This is a genomic window from Virgisporangium aliadipatigenens (genome assembly GCF_016863615.1).
Lineage (GTDB): Bacteria > Actinomycetota > Actinomycetes > Mycobacteriales > Micromonosporaceae > Virgisporangium > Virgisporangium aliadipatigenens.
Genome location: NZ_BOPF01000023.1, coordinates 128607 through 151128, shown reverse-complemented (window position 1 = coordinate 151128; position 22522 = coordinate 128607). Strand labels below are relative to the sequence as shown.

The following is a 22522-nucleotide window of genomic DNA, read 5'->3' as shown; positions in this document are numbered from 1 at the left end:
CTGCCGGGCATGACAATCACAGTTGAGCAGGGTCGATGGCTGTTGGGCGCACCGCCCACGCCACGTCCCCTACCCCGCCGCCGGATCGGATCCGGCTTCGACTTCGATGTCGACCGCCTGCGCCTGATGGTCCTCGCCGCCCTGTTCGCCATCCTGTTCGTGATGTCGCTATGAGCCCGCGGCGTGGCGGTGCGGTGCCGCCTGGACTGAGCAGCGCAGCGACGGGGGAAGGCGGCACCGTGAGCGCCGTCGCGACATCGGGCGGAAAGCGATGAGCGCCCAGCCGATCGGGATCTTCACTGCCGCCGGGTCCTCCTCGGCCGTACGACGGAACGGGAGCGTGTCGGTGAATCGCCGGCTACCCGACCGGGCACGCGATCCGGTCGCCTGGCAGATGCTGTCCGACATCGGGCTGCGCCGCGTTCTCGCACCCGGCGCCGTCCTGTCCACCGACTCCGAACGCGGCGGCGTCGTCGTTCTCGTCGAGGACGGTGCGGTGAAGGTCGTCGGCGTCGCCGAGAACGGCAACATGGCGGTGCTCGCCGTGCGCTCCGCCGGCAGCCTCATCGGCGAACTGGCGTTCGTCACGCCGGAGCGGCACCTCACCAGCGTCATCGGGCTGCTGCCCGCGACCGTGGTGACCGTGCCGGCCGCCCGGCTGTCGGCCGCGCTGCAGACCCGCCCCACCAACGCGCTGCTCCTGCTGAACAGCGTCACCGCGCGGGTGCACGAGGCCGACCGGCGGCGCGTCGAGTACGCCTCGTACAGCGTTCCCGAGCGGATCTGCCGGGTGCTGGTGGACCTCGCGGACCAGTTCCGGTTCAACGGGGGGCTGGGCCGGACCGTGATTCCCTTGGTGCAGCAGGACTTGGCGGGACTCGCCGGCGCCTCGCGGGAGGCGACCGCGAAAGTGCTTCGCCGGCTGCGGGAAGCGGGGGCCATCCGCACCCAGCGTTCCCGCATCGTGATCCTGCGTACCGATCTGATAGTGACCGGAAGTTACCAGTAAGCGCGGGTGCTGGCGTGGCGGCCCGGAACGCCGGTAAGGTGCGCACTCGGCGCTCTAAGCAGGGGCGCGTCCATCGCGGTGCCGGTACTCTGACGGCGCCGCCTGTGGGCGGCCGCGCGCTCGTAGCTCAGTGGATAGAGCAGAGGACTTCTAATCCTAAGGTCGCAGGTTCGAATCCTGCCGGGCGCACAAATTCATAGCCTGTGGCCCGCCATCCTGTGGCGCATCGGCGGTCTCCGCTGTCCACTGTGGACTTATGAGGGTCTCGTGACGCTCCGCGAGCAGCGCCGCGACGGCTGCCGATAATTGTTCGGCCGTAAGCGCCTCCAGTGCGCTGTCCAGCCCCGGAAGGCCGTCGGCGATCCCGGCCTCCCGGAGAATTCTGAGCTCCGGTCGGCTCTGTCGTGGGTGCCCGGTCGGAAGGGACGGCCGAACGACCGGCTTCGCGGGATCTGAGCCGATTCCACGTGGACCTCACGGTCGGTGCCGCGCGCTCGGTCAGCCACCTCCGCACATGCGGTGCGGCGATGGCGGCGCCGAGAAGGAGCAGGGCGCCGAGCACCTCCGCCGCCTGCTGCGACTGTTCCGCGGGTGGCGGAGGGGTTTCGTCGGCCTTGCGCAGCGTGACGCTGCCCAGCTTGTTGGTCCCGTCCTCGCGGCCACCGCTGTCTCGTGGCGATGGCCGAGGTATCGGCCGTTCATGTGGTGTGGTGGCGGTTCTTGTAGTGGTTCGAGGCCAGGGCGGCGCCGGATGCGAGCGCGACGAGCCCGAACGCGGAGCCGACGACGAAGCTGCCGGCGGCGGAGGCCACCACGTTGGCGGCGACAGCGACGGTGAGGACGAGCCAGAGGCTTGCGCGGTAGATGTTCATGCATCAAACGATAGGGAGCGGAGTGGTCCGCATCGATCCAGTGGGCTTGCCGATCGGGGTGCAGCAGGCTGTACCTAGTCGGAGTGGTGCTCGCGGGTGGCGGTGCGGACGTGTGCGCGTTCGCCCTGTTTGCCGACGAGACTGAGGAACTCCACCGGACCCGCCCCGGTCGCCCCGAACCAGTGTGGCGTGCGGGTGTCGAACTCGACGGCCTCGCCGGGGTTCAGGATGAGGTCGTGCTGCCCGAGGACGAGCCGGAGCCGGCCGTTGAGGACGAACGCCCAGTCGTGGCCCTCATGGGTGCGAAGGTCGGGTTCGGCGTCGTCGCGTCCGGTGGGCAGGACGAACTTGTAGGCCTGAATGCCGCCGGGGCGGCGGGTCAGCGGCAGGATGGTGGCGCCGTCGCTGGTGTGGATCGGGCGCATGTTGATGCGCGGGTCGCCGGTCGGCGGTGCGTCGACGAGTTCGTCGAGGGTGACGCCGTAGGTGCGGGCGAGGGGCAGCAGCTGTTCGAGGGTGGGCAGCCGGAGGCCGGACTCGAGTCGGGACAGTGTGCTGATCGAGATGCCGGTCTGCGCGGCGAGGTCGTTCAGGGTGATGTCCCGCCGCTGGCGTAGCTGCTTGAGCCGGGGTCCTACCGCGCTGAGTGTCCGGTCCGTCGCGTCGTCCATGCCCGCCAGTTTTCCATTTGGCAAAGAACTTTGCCGTGGTGCATTCCGGTACTGATCATCGCCGCATGACGCACACGTTCGACAAAAATTACTGGGACCGGATCTGGGAGGGCGACCGGGCCGCGGCGATGGCCGCCGGTCAGCCCATTCCCCACCTCGTGCGGGAGGTCGGCGACCTGACGCCCGGGACGGCCCTCGACGCGGGCTGCGGCGCCGGCGCAGAGGCGATCTGGCTCGCCACGCGTGGCTGGCGGGTCACCGCGGCGGACATCGCCCCCGCGGCACTCGCGCACGGCGCCGAACGCGCGGCGGCCGCCGGCGTCGCCGGGATGGTGGAGTGGGTCGAGGCGGACCTGTGCGAGTGGGCGCCGCAGGCGCGCTTCGACCTGGTCACCACGCACTACGCGCACCCCGCGATGCCGCAGCTGGACTTCTACGACCGCATCGCGGCGTGGGTCGCCCCGGCGGGCACGCTGCTCATCGTCGGCCACCTGCACCACCACGAGCCGAACTCCGGGCACGGGCACGGCGGCAAGGAGCCGCCCGCCGAGGCCTCGGTGACGGCCGCCGACATCACGGCCCGACTCGACCCGCTCGAGTGGGAGGTCGTGACCGCCCAGCAGGGGCACCGGACCCTGACCGGCCCCGGCGGCCACCCGGTCCCGATCCACGACGTGGTCGTCAACGCCCGCCGCCGCTGATCCGGAGGAATCCCATGAGCATGCACGTGTCCGCGGTCGGTCCCGCCGACCCGATCATCGACGACCCACGCCGGCGCCGCGCCGTCCTCGTCGCGGTGTGCGTGGCGCTGATGGCCGTCATCGCCTCGGTGACGGGTCTGAACGTCGCGCAGGCCGAACTGGCCGTCGAGTTCGACGCCTCGCAGAGCGAGGTGCTGTGGATGATCAACCTCTACACGATGACGCTCGCCGCGCTCCTGCTGCCGCTCGGGGCGCTCGGCGACCGGCGGGGCCGCAAGCCGGTGCTGCTGATCGGCCTGACCGTCTTCGGTGTCGCGAACGCGCTCGCCGGCCTGGCCAGCTCCGCGCCGCTGATGCTCGGCTCGCGGTTCCTGGCCGGTGTCGGGGCAGCGATGATCATGCCGGTCACGCTCGCCGTGATCACCTCGACGTTCCCCGAGAAGGAACGCGCCAAGGGGATCGGCGCGTGGACCGCGGTGGCCGGCGGGGGCGGCATCCTGGGCATGTACCTGTCGGCGCTGCTGGTCGACGTGGCGACCTGGCGGTGGCTCTTCGTCCTGCCGGTCGCGCTCGTCCTGGCGTCCCTCGCGATGATCGTGCGAACCGTCCCGAACTCCCGCGCGGACGCCGAACACCGCTTCGACACCGTCGGCGCGGCGACCTCGGTCGTCGCGGTGCTCGCACTGATCTTCGTGCTCCACGAGGGCCCGGTGCACGGGTGGACCGAACCCGCCACGCTGCTCGGCCTCGTCGGCGGTGTGGCGGCCGCGATCGGGTTCGTGGCGTGGGAGCTGCGCCGGCCGGCGCCGCTGCTCGACGTGCGGCTCTTCGGCGAACGCGGCCTGGCCGTCGGGTCGCTCGCGCTGCTCGCCGTCTTCGGGGTGCAGGCCGGGATCTTCGTGGTGCTGTTCCCGTTCCTGCAGGCGGTGCTCGGCTGGTCCGCGCTGCGGGCGACGCTGGCGATGATGCCGATGGCGCTGCTGATGATGTCGGCCTCCGGCCTCGCGCCACGGTTGGCCGCCCGGATCGGCAGCCGCGCGACCATGGCCTCCGGGGTGTTCCTCGGCGGCGCGGGACTGGTCCTGATGGCGAGCCTCGTCTCCGTCGACGGCGGCTACCTCTCCGTGCTCCCCGGCATGCTCGCCATGGGGCTGGGGATGGGCCTGTCCATGACGCCCGCCACCGAGGCGATCACCGGCGCGTTGCCGCCCGAGCGTCAGGGGGTCGCGTCGGCGCTCAACGACGTGACCCGCGAGTTCGGCACCGCGCTCGGTGTCGCCCTGCTGGGGGCGGTTCTCTCAGCCGGGTACCGGAGTGCGATCGACTCCCGGCTCGGTGGCGTTCCGACCGACGTGGCCGAGACCGCCCGCGCCGGTGTCGCGAATGCGGTCGCGGGCGCCGACGGTGCCGGCCCGCGGGCCGAGGCGCTGGTGGCGGCCGCGAAGGAGTCGTTCGTCGACGGGTGGCAGCGGGCGATGTGGGCCGGAGCCGTGGTCATGGTCGTCCTCCTCGGCTACGTGCTCGTCCGCGGCGCCCGGCGGGTGCCGGTCGTGGTCGCCGGTGACAGTGCTCAGGCGAACAGCCGGGTCAGCGCGTCCGGGCGGTCCAGCGGAACGATGTGACCGCAGCGGTCCAGCGTGACGCCGCGAAGGTGGTCGGTGAGCGGTTCGAGTTGACGGTGCAGGCGGTGCGCGACGACGCCGCCGGCGACGGCGACGGTGGGGACGCGCAGCCGCGAACCGGCCACCGCGGCGCGGATCAGTTCGGTGTTGCGGTCCATCGCGCGGTAGAAGCCGAAGCCGGCGCGCAGGCGGGGCCGGCCGCGGTACGCGTCGACGAGCGCCGCGCGCAGCCCCGGGTCGGCGACGTCCCGCAGGAACCAGCCCAGGTACTCGTCCTCGCGTCCCTCGACGAGGGTCTCGGGCAGTTCCGGGACGGCGTGCAGGCCGAACCACCAGGGCGGCGCGTCGAAGCCCCCGGCGAGCCCCGGCAGGGTTCCCTCCATGAGCACCAGCCGGGTGACCCGTTCGGGATGGCGCATCGCCAGCAGGAAGGCGGTGGGAACGGCGGCGTCGATCGCGGCCACCTCGAGCGTGTCGACGTTCAGGTGATCGAGCAGGCCGATCAGGTCCGCCACGGCCGTCGCGGCGTCGAACCCGTCCCGTGCCGGCGCGCTGTCGCCGATCCCGCGCAGGTCGGGCGCGATGATCCGGCGCCCCGGCGGCCGCACACCGGCCCAGATCCGGCCGGTGTGCGGCCATCCGTGCAGGAGCAGCAGCGGCGCCCCGGTGCCGTCGACCCGCACCGCCAGTTCGGTGCCGTTGGTCGCAATCCGCATCGCTTCGGTCCCGTCGGTAGCGTGGGCAGTCGCGATACACCTTGGGAGAGCGCGCGTGGACGAACAAGAAGGCACCTCGCCGGTACCGGGTGAGCGCGGGGTAACCGGTGACCTGTTCAGCCCCGCCTGTCCGACCCGCGAACTGCTCGACCGGATCGGTGACCGCTGGACGTCGATGCTGGTGAAGGTGCTGGCCGAGGCGTATCCGGGGGAGTGCGGCTTCGCCGAACTGCGCCGCGCCGCACCCGGCATCTCCCACAAGATGCTGTCCCAGACGCTGCGCGGCCTGACGTTCGACGGACTGGTGCACCGCCGCGTCGAGCCGGCCGTGCCGCCGCGCACCTGGTACTCGCTCACCGCGCTCGGGCACACGTTGGAGGGGCCGCTGGCGCAGGTGCGCGCGTGGGCGGAGGCCAACATGCCGGCGGTGCGGGAGGCCAGGCGTCGCGCGACTGCCGAGTGACCGGGGGAACGTCGTGTTGCGGTTGGCGTTCGGCGCACGGGACCTGGCCACCATCAGGTTCGCGTTCTCGCCGCTGTGGGAACTTGTCGCCAGCGTGCGCGTGATCAAGGACCCGGCGGCGCACCCGATGCACGCCGTATGGCACGCGCAGGTGCGCGGCCGGCTCGCCGACGTGGGGCCGGACTGGCCGATGCTCTCCGATCTGGTGCCGGTGCCGACCCGGATCATGGCCGGCATCCTCACTCCGCCGCCGGCCGTCCCCGCACCCGACCTCGAACTGGAGCTCTCCTCCATGGTGGGGCTGGCGCCGGAGGACGTTCGCGGCATGCTGGACGAACTGTCCGGGCCGCGGCCGGCCTCGCTGGATCCGCTCTACGCCGATCCACCCGCCGGGCTGCGGCGGCTGGCCGGAGTCGTTCGGCGGTACTGGGAACTGATGCTGGCGCCCTACTGGCCACGGATCCTGCGACTGCTCGAGGACGACGTGCTGTACCGGGCGCGGCGGCTGATCGAGGGTGGCACCGACCGGCTCTTCGCCGACCTCGACCCGCGGGTGAACTGGCGCGACGGCGCGCTGCACGTCGTCAACGCGCACGTGTCGCGCACGGTCGACCTGGGCGGGCGGGGGCTGCTGCTCGTGCCGTCCGTGTTCGTGTGGCCACGGGTGTTCGCCCGGATGGATCCGCAGTGGCAGCCGACGCTGCGCTACCCGCCGCGCGGCGTGGGACGGGTCTGGGACCGCGACCGGCGCGACCCGCCGGAGGCGCTCGTGGCGGTGCTCGGCCGGACCCGCACGTTGTTGCTCACGCGGCTCGACTCGCCCGCCTCGACGACCGAACTCGCCCGGGCGACGGGGCTGGCGCCGGGCGGGGTGTCGCAGCATCTGACCGCGCTGCGGGCGGCCGGGTTTGTGACGGCGCACCGGCGCGGTCGTTACGTGCTGTATTCGCGCACGAGCGTATCCGAATCATTGTTGAAGCCATTTTAGAAACGCGTGTCTCACTTTTCTGCGACCGGTGTCGCAGCCTCTGACCTGCGGTTTCTTTAGAAAGAATTAGCGACTCTTCAACCTTGCTTTTCTTCCGTTCGCGCATCCGCAAATGCGCTGCACGGTGGTGGGGAAACGAATACCTCCCACGTTCAGCAAGGAGCGTTCACGATGCGGAAGCGGTATGTCCTGACGGCCGGCACAGCGGCAGCGGTCATCCTCGGCGGCGTGCTGGCCGCACCGTTCGCCTCCGCGTCCGAGGTGCCCGGCAGCAGTAGCCGCGCGAGTGCCCGCGAGGGTGCGTTCCAGCGGTGGTTGGAGTTCTGGCGGGATCGGCGGGACGACGCGGGCAACGGCGGCCAGGACAGCGGCGGCGAGACGGATCCGGGCACCGGGACCGGGACGCAGCCGGGCACCGGCGAGGAGAGCGGCGGGGGACAGGCCGCCGGCTGCACCGACGTGCACTTCGTCTTCGCGCGCGGCACCGGCGAACCGGCCGGGCTCGGCAGCGTCGGCGGCCTGCTCGACCGTGCGCTGCGCGACGCGGTCGGCGACCGTTCGTACTCCTCGCGGGCCGTGGACTATGCGGCCGCCGCCGATCAGCGCAGCGCCGGCCCGGGCGCCACCGACATGAGCAACCACATCAAGGAGGTCGCCGCCAGGTGTTCGGCGACGAAGTTCGTCATCGGCGGGTACTCGCAGGGTGCCAGCGTGACCGACATCGCGATCGGGCTGCGCGTCGGCCGCACCACCGGTGAGACGATTCCGACCGCGCTCGCCCCGCGCGTGGCGGCGGTGGTCGTGTACGGCAACCCGCTCGGCATCGGCCGCCAGACCATCGAGACGGCGAGCGAACTCTACGGGCCGAAGGCGAAGTCGTTCTGCGCCACCGGCGACCCGGTCTGCGGCGGCGGGGGCAACTTCGCGGCGCACCTGGCCTACCTGCGCAACGGCGACGTCGGCCTGGGCGCGGAGTTCGCGGCGGGCAAGCTCTAGATTTTTCTTGTGTAGCGGTTGTTGAGGCGCACGGGTTGCGGCATCGATCCGGATCCGCTTCCCTCGCAGGTGATCAATCCACCACGCACGGGGGCGCAGGGTGGGTTCATATCCTGCCGTCCCCGTGCGCCTCGACCATGGGGGACCGCACGTGATCAAGCGTTTCAGCGCGGCACTGACGGTGCTGTGCGCCGCGTTCGCCGTCTCGGCCGTGGCGGCACCCGCCGCGTCGGCCGAAACTCGGGCGCCGCGGCCGGACACACTCACGATCCCGGGCGACAACTACTACCCGGAGAGCATCTCGGCCGCCGCGGGCGGCGACCTCTACGTCGGCAGCATCGTCACCGGCGCCGTCGTTCGCTTCCGGCCGGGGGTGTGGACGTCCGAGGAGTTCCTTCCCGCGGGAACGAACATCGGCACCGCCGGCGTCCTCGTCGACGACGCGCGCAAGGTGCTCTGGACCTGCAACATCGACCTCAGCTTCCAGACGCCGACGTCGCTGCGGGCGTTCAGCCTGGCGACCGGTGAGCGGGTCGCCGAGTACGTCTTCCCGGACCGCGGCGTCTGCGCCGATCTCGCACTCGTCGGCGGTGCGGTGTTCGCCACGGACACCACGGACCCGACCGCGTCGCCGGCCCTGCCGGGGCGCATCCTGCGGCTCACCACGCCGAGCGGCACCTCCGCCAAGAACGGCACGCTGAGCGTGTGGTCGGCCGACCCGCTGCTCACCGGCGGCCAGGCGGGGCTGCAGATCAACGGCATCGCCTACGACGGGCGCGGCACGGTCTTCGTCACGAACTACAGCAGCGGCAAGCTCGTCAAGGTGCGGCTTTCCGCCGACGGTTCGGCGGGCGCGGCGGCCGTGATCCCGCTGGATCGCGCGTTCGTCAACCCGGACGGGATCCGCATGCTCGACGCGTACCGGCTGCTGGTCACGGAGAACCCGGGCCGGCTCAGCACCGTCGACGTGCGCACCGGAGTGTCCACTGTGGTCAGTGACACCGTCGACCAGCCGACGTCGGTCGTGCGGGTGGGCCGCGACCTGTGGGTCGCCGAGGGGCAGGTGCTGCGGCTGCAGCGGGGCGAGGCGCCCCGGATCCCGTTCACCGTGCGGCGGGTGCCGGCGCCGTTCGGCTGGTGAGTTCCTGAACGCGGGCGGCGGGGTGTGCGTGGGGCCGCCCCGCCGTTCGTCCGCGCGGGCCTGACCGGTCGCCCGACGCCGGCGCGACGCGGTGCCGCCAGGATGTGGCCGGTGCGCCGCGCGGTTGTCTGCCTGGTCGCGCTCGTTCTCGTGGGAACGCCCACAGCGTGCGCGGCTCCCTCCGCGCCGCCCGCGCCCGCACCACCCGCGGTGTCGGCCCCGCCGGAGGCCGGCGCGCTGGGCACCACGCAGTACCCGTCGCCGGCCGTGGTCCCGTCGTCGGGCGGCCCGGCCGCGCGGCGGTCGACGGGCTGGGAGATCACCGTCTACTACACGGCCGTCGAGCGGTTCCACGACGGGCCGGCGGAACGGGTGATCGGCTGCCCGCGCCTGGAGTGCCGGCGCGGCGACGCGGACCTGGGCACGTACCCGACCTCGTTCGTCCGGGCGGTGCACGACGAGGGCACCGGGCGCACCGCCGGCGGCCGCTATCTCAACTGGTCCTCGGACGTCGGCTACTGGCTGGACACCGCGCCGCGCGACACGGCGGGGCGGGCGTTGACGCCGTTCGAGTCGGCTGCCGCGGACCCGGGTGTGCTGGCGCGGGGCACCCGCTTCGCGATCGTCGACTGTGGACGGACGAGGATCGCCGGACCGGTCTGCGCCAAGCTGTCGGCGGCGCGGTGGACGGTCACCGACGAGTTCACCCCGGGCCTCGGCGGGAGCCGGCACCTCGACGTGTACCTCGGCGAGGAGACCGGCCCCGGGTTCACGGACTCGGACTGGTACACCACCCTGGACGGGGCGACGATCGCGATCAGTCGATGATCAGGTCCGCCACGGTCACGACCGCCAGCACCGCGCAGACGACCGCGCCGGCCCGCCGCACGACCGACGGCCGGACCCGCGCCAGCAACGCCTTGCCCAGCAACGCGGCCAGCCCGGAGACGGTCAGCAGCGCCGCCAGCGACCCCACGAACACCGAGACCGGATCCGCGTACCGGGCGGCGAGTCCGGCGGTGAACAGCTGCGACAGGTCGCCCCACTCGGCGAGGAACACGACGAGGAAGCTCACGCCGACGGCCCGCAGCCCGGTGGCGCCCTCGCGGATGCGCCCGCTGCTGAACTCCTCGGACTCGTCGCCGCCGCGCGCCTGCCGCCACAGCAGCACCGCCCCGACGGCGAAGAGAACGGCGGCCGCGGCCGTCACCGGCGTGCGGGGCAGCTGGGCGAGCAGCCCGCCCGCGGTCACGGCGAGGGCGCACTGCACGGCGAACGCCAGCGCCACCCCGATCCACGCGGTCAGCGGCCGGTAGCGCGTGGAGAGCACCAGGGTCGCCACGAACGTCTTGTCCGGCAGCTCCAGCAGTAGCAGCGGAACGAACGTGGTGGCGATGACGGCGAGATCGAACACAGTTGCCGCCTTCCCGGCGCGGAGCCGGGGAAACGCTCCTCAGGCTAACCTTACCCGGTGCGAATCCGCAGGCGAGCCACCCTTCCCGAGCCGCCCGAGCCGGGCACCGTGCTGGCGGGTGCGGCGGCCGTGGGCCTGCGTTACGGGAGCCGGCCCGTGCTCGAGGACGTTCACGTGGACGTGGTCGCGGGCGAGGTGCTGGCGCTGGTGGGGCCCAACGGTGCCGGCAAGTCCACGCTGCTGTCCGTTCTCGCCGGCGATCGTGCGCCGGACAGCGGCGCGGTGACCGTGCACGGCCGTCCCGTGGGGGAGTGGAGCGCCGCGGATCTGGCCCGGCGCCGGGCCGTGCTGCCCCAGCACCACCTGCTGTCGTTCCCGTTCCCGGTGGTGGACGTGGTGCGCATGGGGCGGGCGCCATGGGCGGGGACCCCGGCCGAGGCCGAGGACGACGCGCGGGTGGCCGCCGCCCTGGAGGCGACCGGCGTCTCCGATTTTGTCGAACGTCCGTTCCTGTCGCTCAGCGGCGGCGAACGGGCCCGGGTGGCGCTGGCCCGCGTCCTGGCGCAGCACACGGCGCTGGTGCTGCTCGACGAGCCGACGGCGGCCCTGGACCTGCGCCACCAGGAACTGGTGCTGCGCGTCGCCCGCGACCGTGCCGCCGCCGGCGCCGCCGTTCTCGTGGTGCTGCACGACCTCGGGCTCGCCGCCGCGCACGCGGATCGCGTGGCCGTGCTGGACAGCGGGCGGGTCGTCGCCGACGGCGCGCCGGCCGAGGTGTTCACGGCGGAACTGCTGTCCACTGTGTACGGTCACGCGGTCGAGGTGTTCCCGCATCCGCGCACCGGGACCCCGCTGGTGCTGCCGGTCCGCTAGGAGTCAGCCCCAGCCGCCGGCCTTGGCGCGCGTGCGGCGCAGCAGCCAGAAGAAGCACGGGCCGCCGACGAGCGCGGTCAGCACGCCGAGCGGGAGTTCCTGGTAGTCGATGATGGTGCGCGCCGCGAGGTCGCCGCCGACGAGCACGATCGCCCCGCCGAGTGCGCTCGCCGGGATGACGATGCGGTGGCCGGGCCCGGCGACGATGCGCACGAGGTGCGGCACCACCAGCCCGACGAACGCGATGATGCCGCAGAACGCCACCGCGCCGGCCGTCAGCAGGGCGGTGACGGCGATGAGCGTCATCCGGAAGCGTTCGACGTCCACGCCGAGGTGGCGCGCGGGGCGTTCGCCGAGTGCGAGCAGGTCGAGCTTGCGCGCCGCGGACATCGCGACCGCCAGTCCACAGAGGACACACGGGGCGACCACGCCGGCGGCCGCCCAGGTGGCCTGCGCGAGGCTGCCCAGGTTCCAGAACGCGATCGCGCGCACCCCGTCGTCGTCGGTGAGGAACATGAGGAGCCCGAGCAGCGCGCCGGCGGCGGCGTTGACCGCGATGCCGGTCAGCACCAGCGTGACGACCTCGGTGCGCCCGTCCGAACGGGACAGCGCGTAGACGAGCAGGGTGGTGAGCACCCCGCCGGCGAACGCCGCGGCGGCCACGCTCCACGGCCCGAGCGCCGACGCGCCGGTGACGATGGCAGTGGCGGCGCCGACGGCGGCTCCGGAGGAGACCCCGACGATGCCCGGCTCGGCGAGCGGGTTGCCGAACACGCCCTGCATGAGCGCACCCGCGCAGCCGAGCGCCATCCCGACCAGGACGGCGAGGCTCACCCGGGGGAAGCGCACGTACCAGAGGGCGTTCTCGCCCTGCGGGGCGCGCGGCATCGGCCCCAGGTCGAGCCCCATCCGGTGCAGCAGCGAGCCGAGCACCTCGGCGGGCGGCACCTTCACCTGTCCGGTGCCGGCGGCCACGAGACACAGCAGCGCGAGCCCGACCGCAAGAACCCCGAGGAGTGAAGCAGTCCACTGTGGACGGATCCGTACGTCGGTCGTCGGGGCACCTACCCGCACGAGTGCACCGCGCGCGCCAACGCCTGAACGGCCTGCCCGGTGCGGGCCCCGAAGCTCAACAGGATCCCGTCGTCCATGTCGACCACGCGGCGCGCGGCACCGGCCGGCGTCTGGGCCACCCCGGGCAGCTTGAGCAACCCGTCGACCCCGCCCACGGAGTGCAGCCCCTCGGTCATCACGAGCAGCACGTCCGGCGCGGCGTTGATGAGCCCTTCACTGGTCAGCGGCTTGAACTTGGTGATGCCGATCGCCGTTCCGGCGTCCTCGGCGCCGATCGCCTCGATCATCGCGTCCGAGCCGGCGTCCTTGCCCGCCAACAGAAAGACGCCGGCGGTGCCGCGCACGTACAGGAACGCCACGCGGGGCTTCTTGGCGGCCTTCGGCGCGCCGGACTTCGCCGAGGCGATCTCGCCCTCGACGCGCTGCACCAGTTTCTCGCCCGACGCCTGAACGCCGAGCGCTGCCGCGATCGCGCGGATGTGTCCCGAGATGGCGGGCAGCGTCTGCTTGTCGTCCACGAACACCACCGGAATGCCGGAGCGCCGCAGCTGCGCCAGCACCTCCGCCGGGCCGATGCTCCGGTCCGTGACGACGACGGTCGGGTTGAGCCGCAGGATGCCCTCGGCCGACAGGTCGTGCCCGCCCGGCGTCACCAGTGGCAGGTTCGCCGCCGCCGGGAACGTCGTCGACGTGTCGCGCCCGACCACGCGGTCGCCGAGCCCGAGGCTGAACACGATCTCCGCGATGGAGCCGTAGAGGTTGACCGGCAGGATGCGGCTCACGTCGGTGACGGTGACCTTCTCGCCGTCGGCCGAGTCGACGGTCACCGGCAGCGCGGGCGTCGCCTTCTCGTCCAGCGGGGTGACGTCCGCCCGGTCGAGCTTCGCGGTCGCGGGGCCGCACGACCCCGTTTGCGCGGCCGGTGTGCCGCCGGCGTCGGTGGTGGTGCCCGCACAACCGACCACTGTGGACAGACACAGGAGCAGGGCCGTACCCAAAGCCGTTCGACCGAATCTCATGAACGCCTCCGGCGCCGCGACAGCACCGCGGCGGTGAGTAGCAACAGGATCGCGATCCCGATCCCGGTCCACCAGCGCGACGCGGACTCGCTCACGCTGACCCGGGTGACACTGAGGTCCGGCGGCCGGGCGTCGCCGATGCTGGGGGCGGGGAGCGCGGCGCCCGGCGCGGGGACCGAGGAGGCGGGCGCGGCGCCGGCGTCGGGGACGGCCCGGGTGCTGCCGGCGGGCGCCGCGCCGGGTCGGGTCGTGGCGGCCGGCGGCACGGCGGCGCCCCCGCCCGTGCCGAAGCCGACCGGCACGCGGACGTCCTGCGAGCGGTCGCTCGTGCGGGTGTGGTCGGCGCGCGTGACGACGGCGCATTTGGCGGTGCGGCAGTCGGTGTCGGCGTTGAGCGCGGCGGTCAGCCGCAGCGTCACCCGGAACGTCCCGCCGGGCCCGTACGGCTGCGCGAGTCCCTCGCCGTAGGCGGGCGGGTGGGACGAGATCCAGTGCGAGGCACCGGTGGAACCGGACGTGTCCGCGCCGCCGCCGCACGGGCCGGGCACCTGACCCGCCCCGTTGTCCACGCAGAACGCCACGTAGATGCCCTTCTCGACGTCGTAGCCGGAGCCCTCGACGGTGACCGTCTCGCCGCCGGCGGCGAGCCCCGCGGTCTTCGAGACGGTGAGGCGTTGACCGGCGCCGCCGGTGCCGGTCGTGTCGGCGCGGGCGGTCGCGGGCAGCACGACGAAGGCCGCCGCCAGCGCGACGACCACAAGCGATCTGGCCATAGTTAGGCGAGCCTAACCTTTGCTTCGGCTCGCGCGGAAGTGGTCTACGCCGCTCTATGAGATTCGTTCAGGTAAGGCTAACCTAAGCCCGCACAACGAGAGCGGGCGTGTCGCCGCGGGGCGCCCGATAGGCCTGGACAGCCGGCGCCCGTGCGGCGACACACCCTGCCACCCGCTTCCGAAAGAGGTAAGGGATGACGCAGACCAGACTACGTGCTCTGGTGACGGGCGCGGCCACGGTCGCGCTGCTGGCGGTCGGTACACCCGCCGTCGCGGCACCGGCCACAGTGGACAGTGGATACCTGGACTGGGGCTTCAAGGCCTCGTTCCGCGCATACGTCAACAGCGGCAACGGCACGCCACCGATCGCCGCCTCGGGTGGTGCGACCATCAACAGCAACGGCACCTTCCGGTTCCCCGTCACCGGCGGCAGCTACGACGCCGACAACGGCGCCACGTCGATCACCTACGGCGGCACGGTGGTCTTCTCCCACCCGGCGCACTTCTTCAAGATCACGCTGTCGAACCCGAGCCTCGTGCTCAACGGCGCGACCCGCGTGCTCAAGGGCGACGTCGTCCTGGAGACCACCGGCGGCGGTGTCCCGCCCGTCTCGGTCGTCCAGTCCGACATCGCGACCATCGGCGCCGGAACGCCCACAGTGGACGGTTCCACCGTCACCTTCACGGCCCTGTCCGCGACCCTGACCGAGGCCGGCGCCAGCGCCTTCAACGGCTTCTACAGCGCGGGAACGGCGCTCGACGCGGTCAGCAGCGCGGTGACGCTCGCCGGCGGCACCGACCCCGGCACGCCCGGCGGCGGCACGGCCCAGCAGGAACTCGCCGTCGAGATCCCGAACGGGCCGCTGAGCCTCTCCTCGACCGGCGGCACCGTCACGCTAGCCGGCGGCTCCATCGGCGGCACCGCCGCCGGCGCCCTCAACCCGAGCACCGTCAGCGACCTGCGCGGCACGAACGCCGGCTGGAACCTCGTCGGCCAGGTCGAGGACTTCACCGGCAGCGCCGGCACCATCGGGGCGGCAAACCTCGGCTGGACGCCCACCGCCACCGCCGCGAACGGCTCCGCGGCCGTCACCCCGGGCGCCACGGCCACCGGCCTGAACACCGGACGCACGCTCTGCAAGGCGGCGGCCGGCGCGAGCGCGGGCGTCTTCACCTGCGGGGGAGAGCTGTCGCTCGCCATCCCGGCGACGGCGGCGCCCGGTGCCTACACCGCGACGCTGACGCTCACGCTGTCCTAGTAAGGGGTTGTCTCGAATGAGGGCCGGCTCAGCCGTATTACTCCTCCTGGTACTGCTGTTTCCGGCCTCGCCGGCCCTCGCCGATGACACCGGTTGGGCGGTGCAGCCCGCGGGCGGCACCGCCGGCCGCAGCCACTTCGTCTACGACCTGGTCCCGGGGCAGGTCGTGGACGACGTCGTGCGGGTCAGCAACCGCTCTTCTTCCGCGCAGACCTTCACCGTGTACGCCACCGACGCGTACACCACGGTCGACGGGGCGTTCGACCTGCTGCCCGCCTCGCGCAGGCCGACCGACGTGGGCGCGTGGATCGCGTTCGGGCAGCGGGCCTACACCGTCGAGGGCGGCGCCTCGCTCGACATCCCGTTCCGGCTGACCGTGCCGACGAACGCCGCTCCGGGCGACCACGCGGGCGGGGTGCTCGCCTCCCTGGTGACCACCCGGACCGGTGGCGACGGCCAGCGGGTGAACGTCGACCGGCGCATCGCCGCCCGGGTCTACCTACGCGTCGCGGGGGATCCGCGCCCCGCGCTGAAGGTCGAAGGGATGCGGGTCTCCTACGACAACCCGCCGCACCCGTTCTCCGGCGGCACCATGACGGTCACCTACGACCTGCGCAACACCGGCAACCTGCGGCTTTCCGGGGTGGCGCGGGTGCGGCTGACCGGGCCGTTCGGGGTGGGGCTCGGCGCGACCCGCGACATCGCCGTCCCCGAACTCCTTCCGGGCGCGCGCATCACGGTCACCGAGACGGTGCGCGGGATCGCCCCGGCCGGGTACGTGACGGCCGCGGCGACCGTTGTTGCCCGCGACGTACCGGTCACGACCTCCAAGACCTCGCTCTGGGCGGTGCCGTGGACGGTCCTCGGTGTTGCCGTGTTGCTGCTCGCGTGGGGGTGGCGCTCGTCGATCTTGCAGTTGTGGTGGTGGCTTATCGGTGGGAAGCGGCGCAAGTCGGGCGCCACAAGTGCAAGATCGCCGAAGAACCCCGCCGGCTCAGCGCGCGAACGGGCCGTTTAGCGCCGCCCACTGCAGCAGCATGATGGTCTTCGCGTCGGCAATCTCGCCCGTCTCGATCATCTTCAGCGCGTCGGGGAAGTTCAGTTCGAGGACCGTGATGTCCTCGCCGTCCTCCGTCAGGCCGCCGCCGTCCGACGTGCGCGCCGCGGGCGTGTAGGGAGCGGCGTAGAAGTGCAGGCGTTCGGTCACCGAGCCGGGGCTCATGTACACGTCGAACACGTGCTCCAGCTCGCCCACCGTGACGCCCAGTTCCTCCTCGGCCTCGCGCCGGATGGCGACCTCCGGTGCGTCCTCGTCGAGCAGGCCGGCCGCCGCCTCCACGAGCATGCCGTCGGGGTGGCCGTTGACGTAGACCGGGTACCGGAACTGGCGACCCAGCAGGACGGTGCCGCGTTCGGTGTCGTAGAGCAGGATCGTGGCGCCGTTGCCCCGGTCGTAGGTCTCCCGCTGCTCCGTGCTCCAGTGCCCGTCCGCATGCCGGTAGTCGAACGTCGTGCGCCGCAGCACGTGCCACGCGCTGGCGATCAGTTCGACGTCGCGGACGCGCACGTTCGGGTTGCCGGTGAGGTCGCGACCCACCCGGTCGAGGCCGGTGCGGCCGCGGGCGTCGGGACGGTCGAGGCCGGGCGTGCCACTCATGATCCCCACGCTATATCTTGCCCACCGCGAACGCGGCCGCCGGCGCGGTCGAGTCGTGGTAGTTCGTGTGGATGCCGCCGGCGGATCCCACGGGCGACTGGCAGACGTTGTCGGCGCCGTTGCAGTAACTGCGGATCCGGCCGTTGAACCGGGAGAGCTGGCCGGCCGGGCGGGGGAAGACGCCGTTCGTGCCCTTGGCGTAGGTGCCCGCGTTGTACGGCTCGCTCCCCCGGAAGCGCGGATCCCCGAACAGCACGACAGCACGGACCTTCGCGGCGTCGGCCGTCCCGAGGGCGGCGAGCGCGTCGCCGATGACGATGGCGCCCTGCGAGTAGCCCATGAGGATCAGGCAGCTGCCGGCCGGCTCGGCGGCGACGAGCCGCTTCACCTCGGCGACGCCCTTCGCCACGCTGCCGGTGATGTCGGCGGACGCGGGATAGTCGACGCCGGCGATCGTGAGGGGCACGTCGATCGTCGTGTGCACGTCGAAGGCGACCGTCGAGATCAGGCCTCCGGTGCCGGGTGCCTCGCCGGTGCCGCGCGCCCCGAAGAGCTTCGCCGTGCGGCAGGCGCCGTCGGCGGCCGGCGGTGCGGGCGCGGGCGTCGTCGCGGATGCCGGCGGCGAGGCGCTCGGCGAAGCGGCCGGCGACGGCAGCGGGTCCCGGCTCGGCGTCACCGGCGCGGACGGCGGGCCGGGCGAGGCGGGTCCGGCGGTGGACGGCCGGCCGTCGTCGCGAAACGACGCCACCGCCACGGTCGCCCCGACGAGCAGCACCGCCGCGACCATCCCCGCGAACACGAGGATCCGCTTGCGCGACGGGCCGGCCACGCGAACGACCTTCGCACGGCGCCCGCGGAAAGCGAAACAGGAAAGCTAGTCAGCGAAGCGGGCGACGAAGCGCTTCTGCCACGGGGTCTCCACGGCGTGCCGGTCGTACGCGGTGCGCACGAACGCCACCGCCTCCGCCGCCGGCACGCCGTCCAGCACGGCCAGACAGGCCAGCGCCGTCCCGGTGCGCCCCTTCCCGCCGAGGCACGCGAACTCCACCCGCCCGTGCGGCGCCGCCGCCAGCGCCTCGCCCAGCGCCTCCCGCAGCACCTCGGGGCTCGACGGCAGGCGGAAGTCCGGCCAGCGCACCCAGCGGCTCTCCCACTCCACCGCCGGCGGAGGCTTGCCGAGCAGATAGATGCCGAGCGTGGGCGCGACACCGTCCGGCAACGGGTGGCGCAGCCCGCGGCCCCGGACCAGCCGCCCCGAGGGGAGGCGCAGGATGCCGGGCGCGTCCGCGTCCCACAAGGCGTTCACCCGTTCGCGGTCACCGGCTCCGGTAGTCATCGCTCAATCCTGCCCGGCCCGCGGCCGACCGGCGACACCATCCTTGCGTGAGCAGCAAGGAGCGCAGCTTGCGAGCACCGCAGTCGCGAACCTCAGAAACCCTGACCCATGCCAATGGCCGCGATCGTTATCTGGACCTCCTGCGCGCGATCGCGATCCTCCGCGTGATCGTCTTCCACATGTTCACGTTCGCCTGGCTGAGCTTCGTCTTCCCGGCGATGGGCGTGATGTTCGGGCTCGGGGGGTCGCTGATGGCCGCCTCGGTGATGCGGGCACCGGGCCGTGCCGTGCGCAGCCGGGTCCGCCGCCTGCTCCCGGCGTTGTGGGTGATGGGCGCCGTCCTGATCCCCCTGATGTGGTGGCACGATCAGGAGCTCTCGGTCGAACTGGCATTCTGGCTCGTTCCCCTCGCTGAGCCGTTCGGGACCGAGTGGGTGGAACCGGCGACCACGGTGCTCTGGTACCTCGTCACCTATCTCTGGTTCGTGCTGCTGTCGCCGGTGGCCTGGTGGGCGTACCGGCGCCGGCCGCTCGCGACGCTCCTGGTGCCGCTGGTGGTGCTGGCCGCCACCCAGGTGGGGCCGTTCGAGGTGGGCGGGTTGGCCGGTGACGTCGTGGTCAACATGGCGACGTTCGGGGCGTGCTGGGTGGCCGGCTTCGCCCATCGCACCGGACAGCTGCGCCGGCTCAACGGAGTGCTGCTGGCGTTCCTGGTGCCGGCCCTGCTGGCGGCGGGTGCGGCGTGGGCGCTCACGCACGAGACCGACGAGGGCGCCAACCTCAACGAGATCCCGCTCGCGCAGGGGCTCTACTCGCTCGGGTTCGTGCTGGTGGCGTTGCGGGTGGCGCCGTCCATGGGCTGGCTGGCGCGCAACCGCCCGCTGGACGGCACCGTCACCCTCCTGAACTCCCGCGCCGTCACGATCTATCTCTGGCACAACGTGGCGATCGCGCTGGCGTTCCCCCTGGGAGACCTGATCGGCGCGTGGAACCTGGGGGATCTCGGCTACCTCGGGGTGGCCGTGGCCCTGATCGCCTTGGCGGTCCTGGTCTTCGGCTGGGTGGAGGACGTCGCCGCGCGGCGGCGGCCGGCGCTGCTACCCGTCGGCCCGCCGCGCACGGCCGGTCGTCACGCGGTGCGCACCTGAGGCAGGTCCTCGACCGCCGCGCGGGCCGCCGGCGGGGCGACCACCGGCGGGATGTACACCTGCGCGTCCGCGGCGGCCGCCAGCAGCAGCGCGAACGCCACGCTCGTCGGCCGCTGCGCGGGATCCTTGCGCAGGCTCGCCAGGCAGATGTCGACCACCTCCGGCGCCACCCCGTCGATGTCGGGCAGCGGCGCGGGCGGCCGGTGCAGGTGCGAGTCGATCAGGTCGTCGTTCGAGTCCGCCGGCCACGGCAGCAAGCCGGTGAGGCAGCGGTAGAGCACCACGCCGAGCGCGTAGATGTCGAGGGACGGCGCGGTCGGCATGCCGTCCAGCCGTTCCGGCGCCATGTAGGCGACCGTGCCGAGGATCTCGCCCTCGGGCGTGTGGTCCGGTTCCCCCGCGGTGGTGGCGATGCCGAAGTCGAGCAGCTTGGCGCCGGCCCGGGTGAGCACGACGTTGGCCGGCTTGATGTCCCGGTGCACGATGCCCCGGGTGTGCGCCGCCGCCAGCCCGGCGGCGACCTCGGCGCAGACCCGCGCGGCGAACCCCCAGTCCAGCGGCCCGCGCTGCAGGTAGTCGCTGAGCAGCGGGCCCTCGACCAGTTCCATCACCAGGTAGGCGGCGCCCTGGCCGGCGCGACGCGACGTGCCGAAGTCGTACACGGCCGCCACGTTGGGGTGCGCCAGCCGGGCGTTGTACCGGGCCTCGTTGTGCGCCCGTCGGTAGGCGACCGGGTCGGCGGAGTGCTCGGCGGTGAGCAGCTTCACGGCGACCTCGCGTTCGAGGACCGTGTCGTAGGCACGCCAGACACTGGCCATGCCACCGGTCCCGATCACCTCGTCGAGCCGGTAGCGGCCGCCCAGGGTGCGCGTCGCCGTCATCGTAAAGATCCCTACCCGGGCCCGGGCGGGTGGAAACCGCTCAGCCGGGTGAGTCACCCGGCTGCTGGTGGTGTTCGGCGAGGAACCGTTCCAGCTCGGCACCCAGTTCGTCCGCCGTCGGCAGCGACACCTCCTGCTCGGCCAGCAGGTTGGTGCCCTCCCGGCCGCGCACGTAAGCGTCGTACTGCTGCTCCAGCATCCGCACCAGCGCACCGGCGTCGTCCGCCTGCGCCACCTGCTTGTCGATCTCCCCGCGCACCACGCCGGCGGCCGCTTTGAGCTCCTCGGTCGGCAGCAGCAGCCCGCTCGCCCGCGACAGGTGGGTCAGCAGCTCCTCGGCCGCCGCCGGGAACGACGACTGCGCCAGGTAGTGCGGAACGTGCACCGCGAAGCCGAGCGCGTCGTGCCCCCGCTGCCCGAGCCGGAACTCCAGCAGGTTGGCCACGCTCGCCGGCACCTGCACCTGGGACAGCCACGGCTCGTAGCCGGCGATCAGTTCGGAACGGGTCGCGTGCGCGGTCACGCCGATCGGCCGGGTGTGCGGGACGGCCATCGGGATCGCCGTGAACCCGACGGTCAGCCGCACGTTGAAGCGTTCGATCAGGCCGCGCACGGCCTCGATGAAGCGTTCCCACTGAAGGTCCGGCTCGGGGCCGGCGAGCAGCAGGAACGGCTCGTCGGAGTCGTCGCGCAGCTGGTAGATCCCGAGCACCGGCTCGTCGTAGTGCTCCCAGTGATCCGTGACGAACGTCATGGTCGGCCGGCGGGAGCGATAGTCCACCAACTCGTCGTGGTGGAACTTCACCAGCAGCTTCGCGTCGCGCGTGCTCAGCAGGTGCTCACGCGCGAGCTGACCCGCGTTTCCCGCGTCGACGAACCCGGTCAACGCCTGCACCAGCACCGGCCGGCCCAGGTCGGGCTGCTCGCCCGTCAGCTCGTACAGCCCGTGTGGATCGAGCACCACCGGAACCTCCCGCAGTCATGTGCCTGAACGGTAAGCCGAACACCACGTGCGGCCGGCGCATTCCGTTCTTCTGCATAACAGATCGTTTTCCTTGGCTCCACCTCGTCCACAAGCACCCTCGCCGTCCACAGGTACGGCCCCGGCCGCTGGTGGCACCCCCGCCGGCGGACCAGCCTGGTCCCCGTTGAACGACGTGTGAGGAGACGAGATGTACGACACGACCGTGACGATCGTGGGCAACGCGATCACGATGCCCGAGTGGCGTCGGCTGGAGAAGACCCAGGTGCTGGTGGCGCACTTCAAGGTGGCGTCGCACTCGCGGCGCTGGGACCGGGCCACCAACCGCTGGATCGACGGCAACAGCCTGCGCGTGCGGGTCAACTGCTGGCGCCGCCTGGCCGAGGGGGTGGCCTCCTCGGTGAAGGTGGGCGATCCGGTGGTCGTGTGCGGCCGCATGTACACCCGCGACTGGACGACGGAGGACGGGCAGCACCGCGTCGCCTACGAACTGGACGCGCTCGCGATCGGGCACGACCTGTCGCGCGGCACCGGCACGTTCGAGCGCACCCGCCTGCACCTCGCCACCAGCGCGGTCGAGGACCGGGAGTCCGACGCCCGGATCAACGGCGAGCCGAGCGTCGCGGTCGACGCCCCGCGCACCGAGGAGGACCCGGACGATCCGTTCTCGGGTCCGTTCGCGGCGGTGCCCGAGGAGTCCCTCGACCTCGATGACGTTCTCGACGGGTCCGTGGGGGCACCGGACGTCGAGGACGGGCTCACCGGGGAGCAGGACCCGGATGAGTCCGAGTCGGACGATCAGGCGCCGCCGGCGGCGTCGGGACGCCGAGCCCGCGAACGGCACCCGGTGTCCGTCTGATCGGCCCGCTCGGGGGCGGGTCCGTGCGCACGGACCCGCCCCGTCCTGCGACCATTCCGTCCGGAGGT

At 72.6% G+C, this 22522-nt stretch carries 26 protein-coding genes and 1 tRNA gene; 15 read left to right on the top strand and 12 right to left on the bottom strand.

What is annotated here, in order from left to right:
• Positions 1 to 9 precede the first annotated feature (9 nt).
• The 3 genes from Val02_RS29155 (at position 10) to Val02_RS29145 (ending at position 1198) form a co-directional block, all read left to right on the top strand.
• Positions 10 to 174, top strand: a complete 165-nt coding sequence (locus tag Val02_RS29155; protein WP_203902434.1) for a hypothetical protein — start codon at positions 10 to 12, stop codon at positions 172 to 174.
• A 166-nt stretch (positions 175 to 340) separates the two neighbouring features.
• A complete protein-coding gene (locus Val02_RS29150; protein WP_203902433.1) occupies positions 341 to 1009 on the top strand; it encodes a Crp/Fnr family transcriptional regulator in 669 nt (222 codons plus the stop codon).
• 116 nt (positions 1010 to 1125) lie between these two features.
• A tRNA-Arg gene (locus Val02_RS29145) sits at positions 1126 to 1198 on the top strand.
• Between the two features lie 509 nt (positions 1199 to 1707).
• Here the strand turns inward: Val02_RS29145 and Val02_RS29140 are convergent.
• Positions 1708 to 1881 carry a hypothetical protein gene (locus tag Val02_RS29140; protein ID WP_203902432.1) on the bottom strand — a complete coding sequence of 58 codons (174 nt, stop codon included), beginning with the start codon at positions 1879 to 1881 and terminating at the stop codon, positions 1708 to 1710.
• 74 nt (positions 1882 to 1955) lie between these two features.
• Positions 1956 to 2552 (bottom strand): helix-turn-helix domain-containing protein, encoded by a 597-nt coding sequence (locus Val02_RS29135; protein ID WP_203902431.1) that lies wholly within the window; start codon positions 2550 to 2552, stop codon positions 1956 to 1958.
• A gap of 65 nt (positions 2553 to 2617) precedes the next feature.
• On the opposite strand from Val02_RS29135, the gene Val02_RS29130 reads away from it, so the two are divergent.
• Together Val02_RS29130 and Val02_RS29125 are read left to right on the top strand one after the other, a co-directional pair.
• Positions 2618 to 3253, top strand: a complete 636-nt coding sequence (locus Val02_RS29130) for a class I SAM-dependent methyltransferase (RefSeq protein ID WP_203902430.1) — start codon at positions 2618 to 2620, stop codon at positions 3251 to 3253.
• Positions 3254 to 3267: 14 nt separating this feature from the next.
• A complete protein-coding gene (locus tag Val02_RS29125) occupies positions 3268 to 4875 on the top strand; it encodes an MFS transporter (RefSeq protein ID WP_203902429.1) in 1608 nt (535 codons plus the stop codon).
• Here Val02_RS29125 and Val02_RS29120 read toward each other — a convergent pair.
• On the bottom strand, positions 4824 to 5591 hold the full coding sequence (locus tag Val02_RS29120; RefSeq protein WP_203902428.1) for an alpha/beta fold hydrolase: 768 nt from the start codon (positions 5589 to 5591) through the stop codon (positions 4824 to 4826). The two genes, Val02_RS29125 and Val02_RS29120, sit on opposite strands and share 52 nt — an antisense overlap.
• Before the next feature lie 55 nt (positions 5592 to 5646).
• Here Val02_RS29120 and Val02_RS29115 point away from each other — a divergent pair, with 55 nt between their 5' ends.
• The 5 genes from Val02_RS29115 (at position 5647) to Val02_RS29095 (ending at position 10007) form a co-directional block, all read left to right on the top strand.
• Positions 5647 to 6054 (top strand): winged helix-turn-helix transcriptional regulator, encoded by a 408-nt coding sequence (locus Val02_RS29115; protein ID WP_239153415.1) that lies wholly within the window; start codon positions 5647 to 5649, stop codon positions 6052 to 6054.
• A gap of 13 nt (positions 6055 to 6067) precedes the next feature.
• Positions 6068 to 7042: an ArsR/SmtB family transcription factor gene (locus Val02_RS29110; RefSeq protein ID WP_203902427.1), complete on the top strand. Its 975-nt coding sequence runs from the start codon at positions 6068 to 6070 to the stop codon at positions 7040 to 7042.
• Positions 7043 to 7213: 171 nt separating this feature from the next.
• On the top strand, positions 7214 to 8038 hold the full coding sequence (locus Val02_RS29105) for a cutinase family protein (RefSeq protein ID WP_203902426.1): 825 nt from the start codon (positions 7214 to 7216) through the stop codon (positions 8036 to 8038).
• Between the two features lie 151 nt (positions 8039 to 8189).
• Positions 8190 to 9179: an NHL repeat-containing protein gene (locus tag Val02_RS29100; RefSeq protein ID WP_203902425.1), complete on the top strand. Its 990-nt coding sequence runs from the start codon at positions 8190 to 8192 to the stop codon at positions 9177 to 9179.
• A 111-nt stretch (positions 9180 to 9290) separates the two neighbouring features.
• Positions 9291 to 10007 (top strand): RlpA-like double-psi beta-barrel domain-containing protein, encoded by a 717-nt coding sequence (locus Val02_RS29095; protein WP_203902424.1) that lies wholly within the window; start codon positions 9291 to 9293, stop codon positions 10005 to 10007.
• Here Val02_RS29095 and Val02_RS29090 read toward each other — a convergent pair.
• Complete coding sequence (locus Val02_RS29090) at positions 9997 to 10593, bottom strand: TMEM165/GDT1 family protein (RefSeq protein ID WP_203902423.1); 597 nt, start codon at positions 10591 to 10593, stop codon at positions 9997 to 9999. The two genes, Val02_RS29095 and Val02_RS29090, sit on opposite strands and share 11 nt — an antisense overlap.
• A 57-nt stretch (positions 10594 to 10650) precedes the next feature.
• Between Val02_RS29090 and Val02_RS29085 the strand changes: the two genes are divergently transcribed.
• A complete protein-coding gene (locus Val02_RS29085; protein WP_239153414.1) occupies positions 10651 to 11466 on the top strand; it encodes a heme ABC transporter ATP-binding protein in 816 nt (271 codons plus the stop codon).
• Positions 11467 to 11469: 3 nt separating this feature from the next.
• Here Val02_RS29085 and Val02_RS29080 read toward each other — a convergent pair whose 3' ends face one another.
• Genes Val02_RS29080 through Val02_RS29070 form a run of 3 tightly spaced genes read right to left on the bottom strand, consistent with a single transcriptional unit; the run spans position 11470 to position 14332 of the window.
• Entirely contained in the window at positions 11470 to 12540 is a 1071-nt protein-coding gene (locus Val02_RS29080) for a FecCD family ABC transporter permease (protein WP_203902422.1), read from the bottom strand.
• Positions 12531 to 13559 (bottom strand): heme/hemin ABC transporter substrate-binding protein, encoded by a 1029-nt coding sequence (locus tag Val02_RS29075; protein WP_203902421.1) that lies wholly within the window; start codon positions 13557 to 13559, stop codon positions 12531 to 12533. Before Val02_RS29075 ends, Val02_RS29080 begins: the two co-directional genes overlap by 10 nt.
• Positions 13556 to 14332, bottom strand: coding sequence for a neocarzinostatin apoprotein domain-containing protein (locus Val02_RS29070; protein WP_203902420.1), 777 nt, complete (start codon positions 14330 to 14332; stop codon positions 13556 to 13558). Before Val02_RS29070 ends, Val02_RS29075 begins: the two co-directional genes overlap by 4 nt.
• Positions 14333 to 14526: 194 nt before the next feature.
• Here Val02_RS29070 and Val02_RS29065 point away from each other — a divergent pair, with 194 nt between their 5' ends.
• A complete protein-coding gene (locus Val02_RS29065; RefSeq protein WP_203902419.1) occupies positions 14527 to 15591 on the top strand; it encodes an HtaA domain-containing protein in 1065 nt (354 codons plus the stop codon).
• A 16-nt stretch (positions 15592 to 15607) separates the two neighbouring features.
• The gene (locus tag Val02_RS29060) at positions 15608 to 16609 is read left to right on the top strand and encodes a WxL protein peptidoglycan domain-containing protein (RefSeq protein ID WP_203902418.1); all 1002 of its coding nucleotides are present in this window, start codon (positions 15608 to 15610) and stop codon (positions 16607 to 16609) included.
• On the opposite strand, the gene Val02_RS29055 is transcribed toward Val02_RS29060, so the two are convergent.
• The 3 genes from Val02_RS29055 to Val02_RS29045 are packed head-to-tail and all read right to left on the bottom strand — an operon-like array spanning position 16586 to position 18584.
• Positions 16586 to 17248 carry an NUDIX domain-containing protein gene (locus Val02_RS29055; protein WP_203902417.1) on the bottom strand — a complete coding sequence of 221 codons (663 nt, stop codon included), beginning with the start codon at positions 17246 to 17248 and terminating at the stop codon, positions 16586 to 16588. The genes Val02_RS29060 and Val02_RS29055 overlap by 24 nt on opposite strands.
• Positions 17249 to 17258: 10 nt before the next feature.
• Entirely contained in the window at positions 17259 to 18077 is an 819-nt protein-coding gene (locus Val02_RS29050; protein ID WP_203902416.1) for a cutinase family protein, read from the bottom strand.
• Between the two features lie 45 nt (positions 18078 to 18122).
• Complete coding sequence (locus Val02_RS29045; RefSeq protein WP_203902415.1) at positions 18123 to 18584, bottom strand: protein-tyrosine phosphatase family protein; 462 nt, start codon at positions 18582 to 18584, stop codon at positions 18123 to 18125.
• Positions 18585 to 18652: 68 nt separating this feature from the next.
• Here Val02_RS29045 and Val02_RS29040 point away from each other — a divergent pair, with 68 nt between their 5' ends.
• A complete protein-coding gene (locus tag Val02_RS29040) occupies positions 18653 to 19732 on the top strand; it encodes an acyltransferase family protein (RefSeq protein WP_203902414.1) in 1080 nt (359 codons plus the stop codon).
• Here the strand turns inward: Val02_RS29040 and Val02_RS29035 are convergent.
• Complete coding sequence (locus tag Val02_RS29035) at positions 19714 to 20613, bottom strand: serine/threonine-protein kinase (protein ID WP_203902413.1); 900 nt, start codon at positions 20611 to 20613, stop codon at positions 19714 to 19716. The genes Val02_RS29040 and Val02_RS29035 overlap by 19 nt on opposite strands.
• 40 nt (positions 20614 to 20653) lie before the next feature.
• On the bottom strand, positions 20654 to 21574 hold the full coding sequence (locus Val02_RS29030; RefSeq protein WP_203902468.1) for a proteasome assembly chaperone family protein: 921 nt from the start codon (positions 21572 to 21574) through the stop codon (positions 20654 to 20656).
• A 211-nt stretch (positions 21575 to 21785) separates the two neighbouring features.
• Here Val02_RS29030 and Val02_RS29025 point away from each other — a divergent pair, with 211 nt between their 5' ends.
• On the top strand, positions 21786 to 22454 hold the full coding sequence (locus Val02_RS29025; protein ID WP_203902412.1) for a single-stranded DNA-binding protein: 669 nt from the start codon (positions 21786 to 21788) through the stop codon (positions 22452 to 22454).
• The last annotated feature ends 68 nt before the right edge of the window (positions 22455 to 22522 follow it).

Coding starts and splice junctions, on each gene's coding strand:
- Val02_RS29155 (WP_203902434.1), top strand. CDS start 10: ATGACAATCACAGTTGAGCAGGGTCGATGGCTGTTGGGCGCACCGCCC.
- Val02_RS29135 (WP_203902431.1), bottom strand. CDS start 2,552: ATGGACGACGCGACGGACCGGACACTCAGCGCGGTAGGACCCCGGCTC.
- Val02_RS29105 (WP_203902426.1), top strand. CDS start 7,214: ATGCGGAAGCGGTATGTCCTGACGGCCGGCACAGCGGCAGCGGTCATC.
- Val02_RS29065 (WP_203902419.1), top strand. CDS start 14,527: ATGACGCAGACCAGACTACGTGCTCTGGTGACGGGCGCGGCCACGGTC.
- Val02_RS29125 (WP_203902429.1), top strand. CDS start 3,268: ATGAGCATGCACGTGTCCGCGGTCGGTCCCGCCGACCCGATCATCGAC.
- Val02_RS29060 (WP_203902418.1), top strand. CDS start 15,608: ATGAGGGCCGGCTCAGCCGTATTACTCCTCCTGGTACTGCTGTTTCCG.
- Val02_RS29120 (WP_203902428.1), bottom strand. CDS start 5,591: ATGCGGATTGCGACCAACGGCACCGAACTGGCGGTGCGGGTCGACGGC.
- Val02_RS29055 (WP_203902417.1), bottom strand. CDS start 17,248: ATGAGTGGCACGCCCGGCCTCGACCGTCCCGACGCCCGCGGCCGCACC.
- Val02_RS29140 (WP_203902432.1), bottom strand. CDS start 1,881: ATGAACATCTACCGCGCAAGCCTCTGGCTCGTCCTCACCGTCGCTGTC.
- Val02_RS29130 (WP_203902430.1), top strand. CDS start 2,618: ATGACGCACACGTTCGACAAAAATTACTGGGACCGGATCTGGGAGGGC.
- Val02_RS29045 (WP_203902415.1), bottom strand. CDS start 18,584: ATGACTACCGGAGCCGGTGACCGCGAACGGGTGAACGCCTTGTGGGAC.
- Val02_RS29025 (WP_203902412.1), top strand. CDS start 21,786: ATGTACGACACGACCGTGACGATCGTGGGCAACGCGATCACGATGCCC.
- Val02_RS29075 (WP_203902421.1), bottom strand. CDS start 13,559: ATGAGATTCGGTCGAACGGCTTTGGGTACGGCCCTGCTCCTGTGTCTG.
- Val02_RS29035 (WP_203902413.1), bottom strand. CDS start 20,613: ATGACGGCGACGCGCACCCTGGGCGGCCGCTACCGGCTCGACGAGGTG.
- Val02_RS29070 (WP_203902420.1), bottom strand. CDS start 14,332: ATGGCCAGATCGCTTGTGGTCGTCGCGCTGGCGGCGGCCTTCGTCGTG.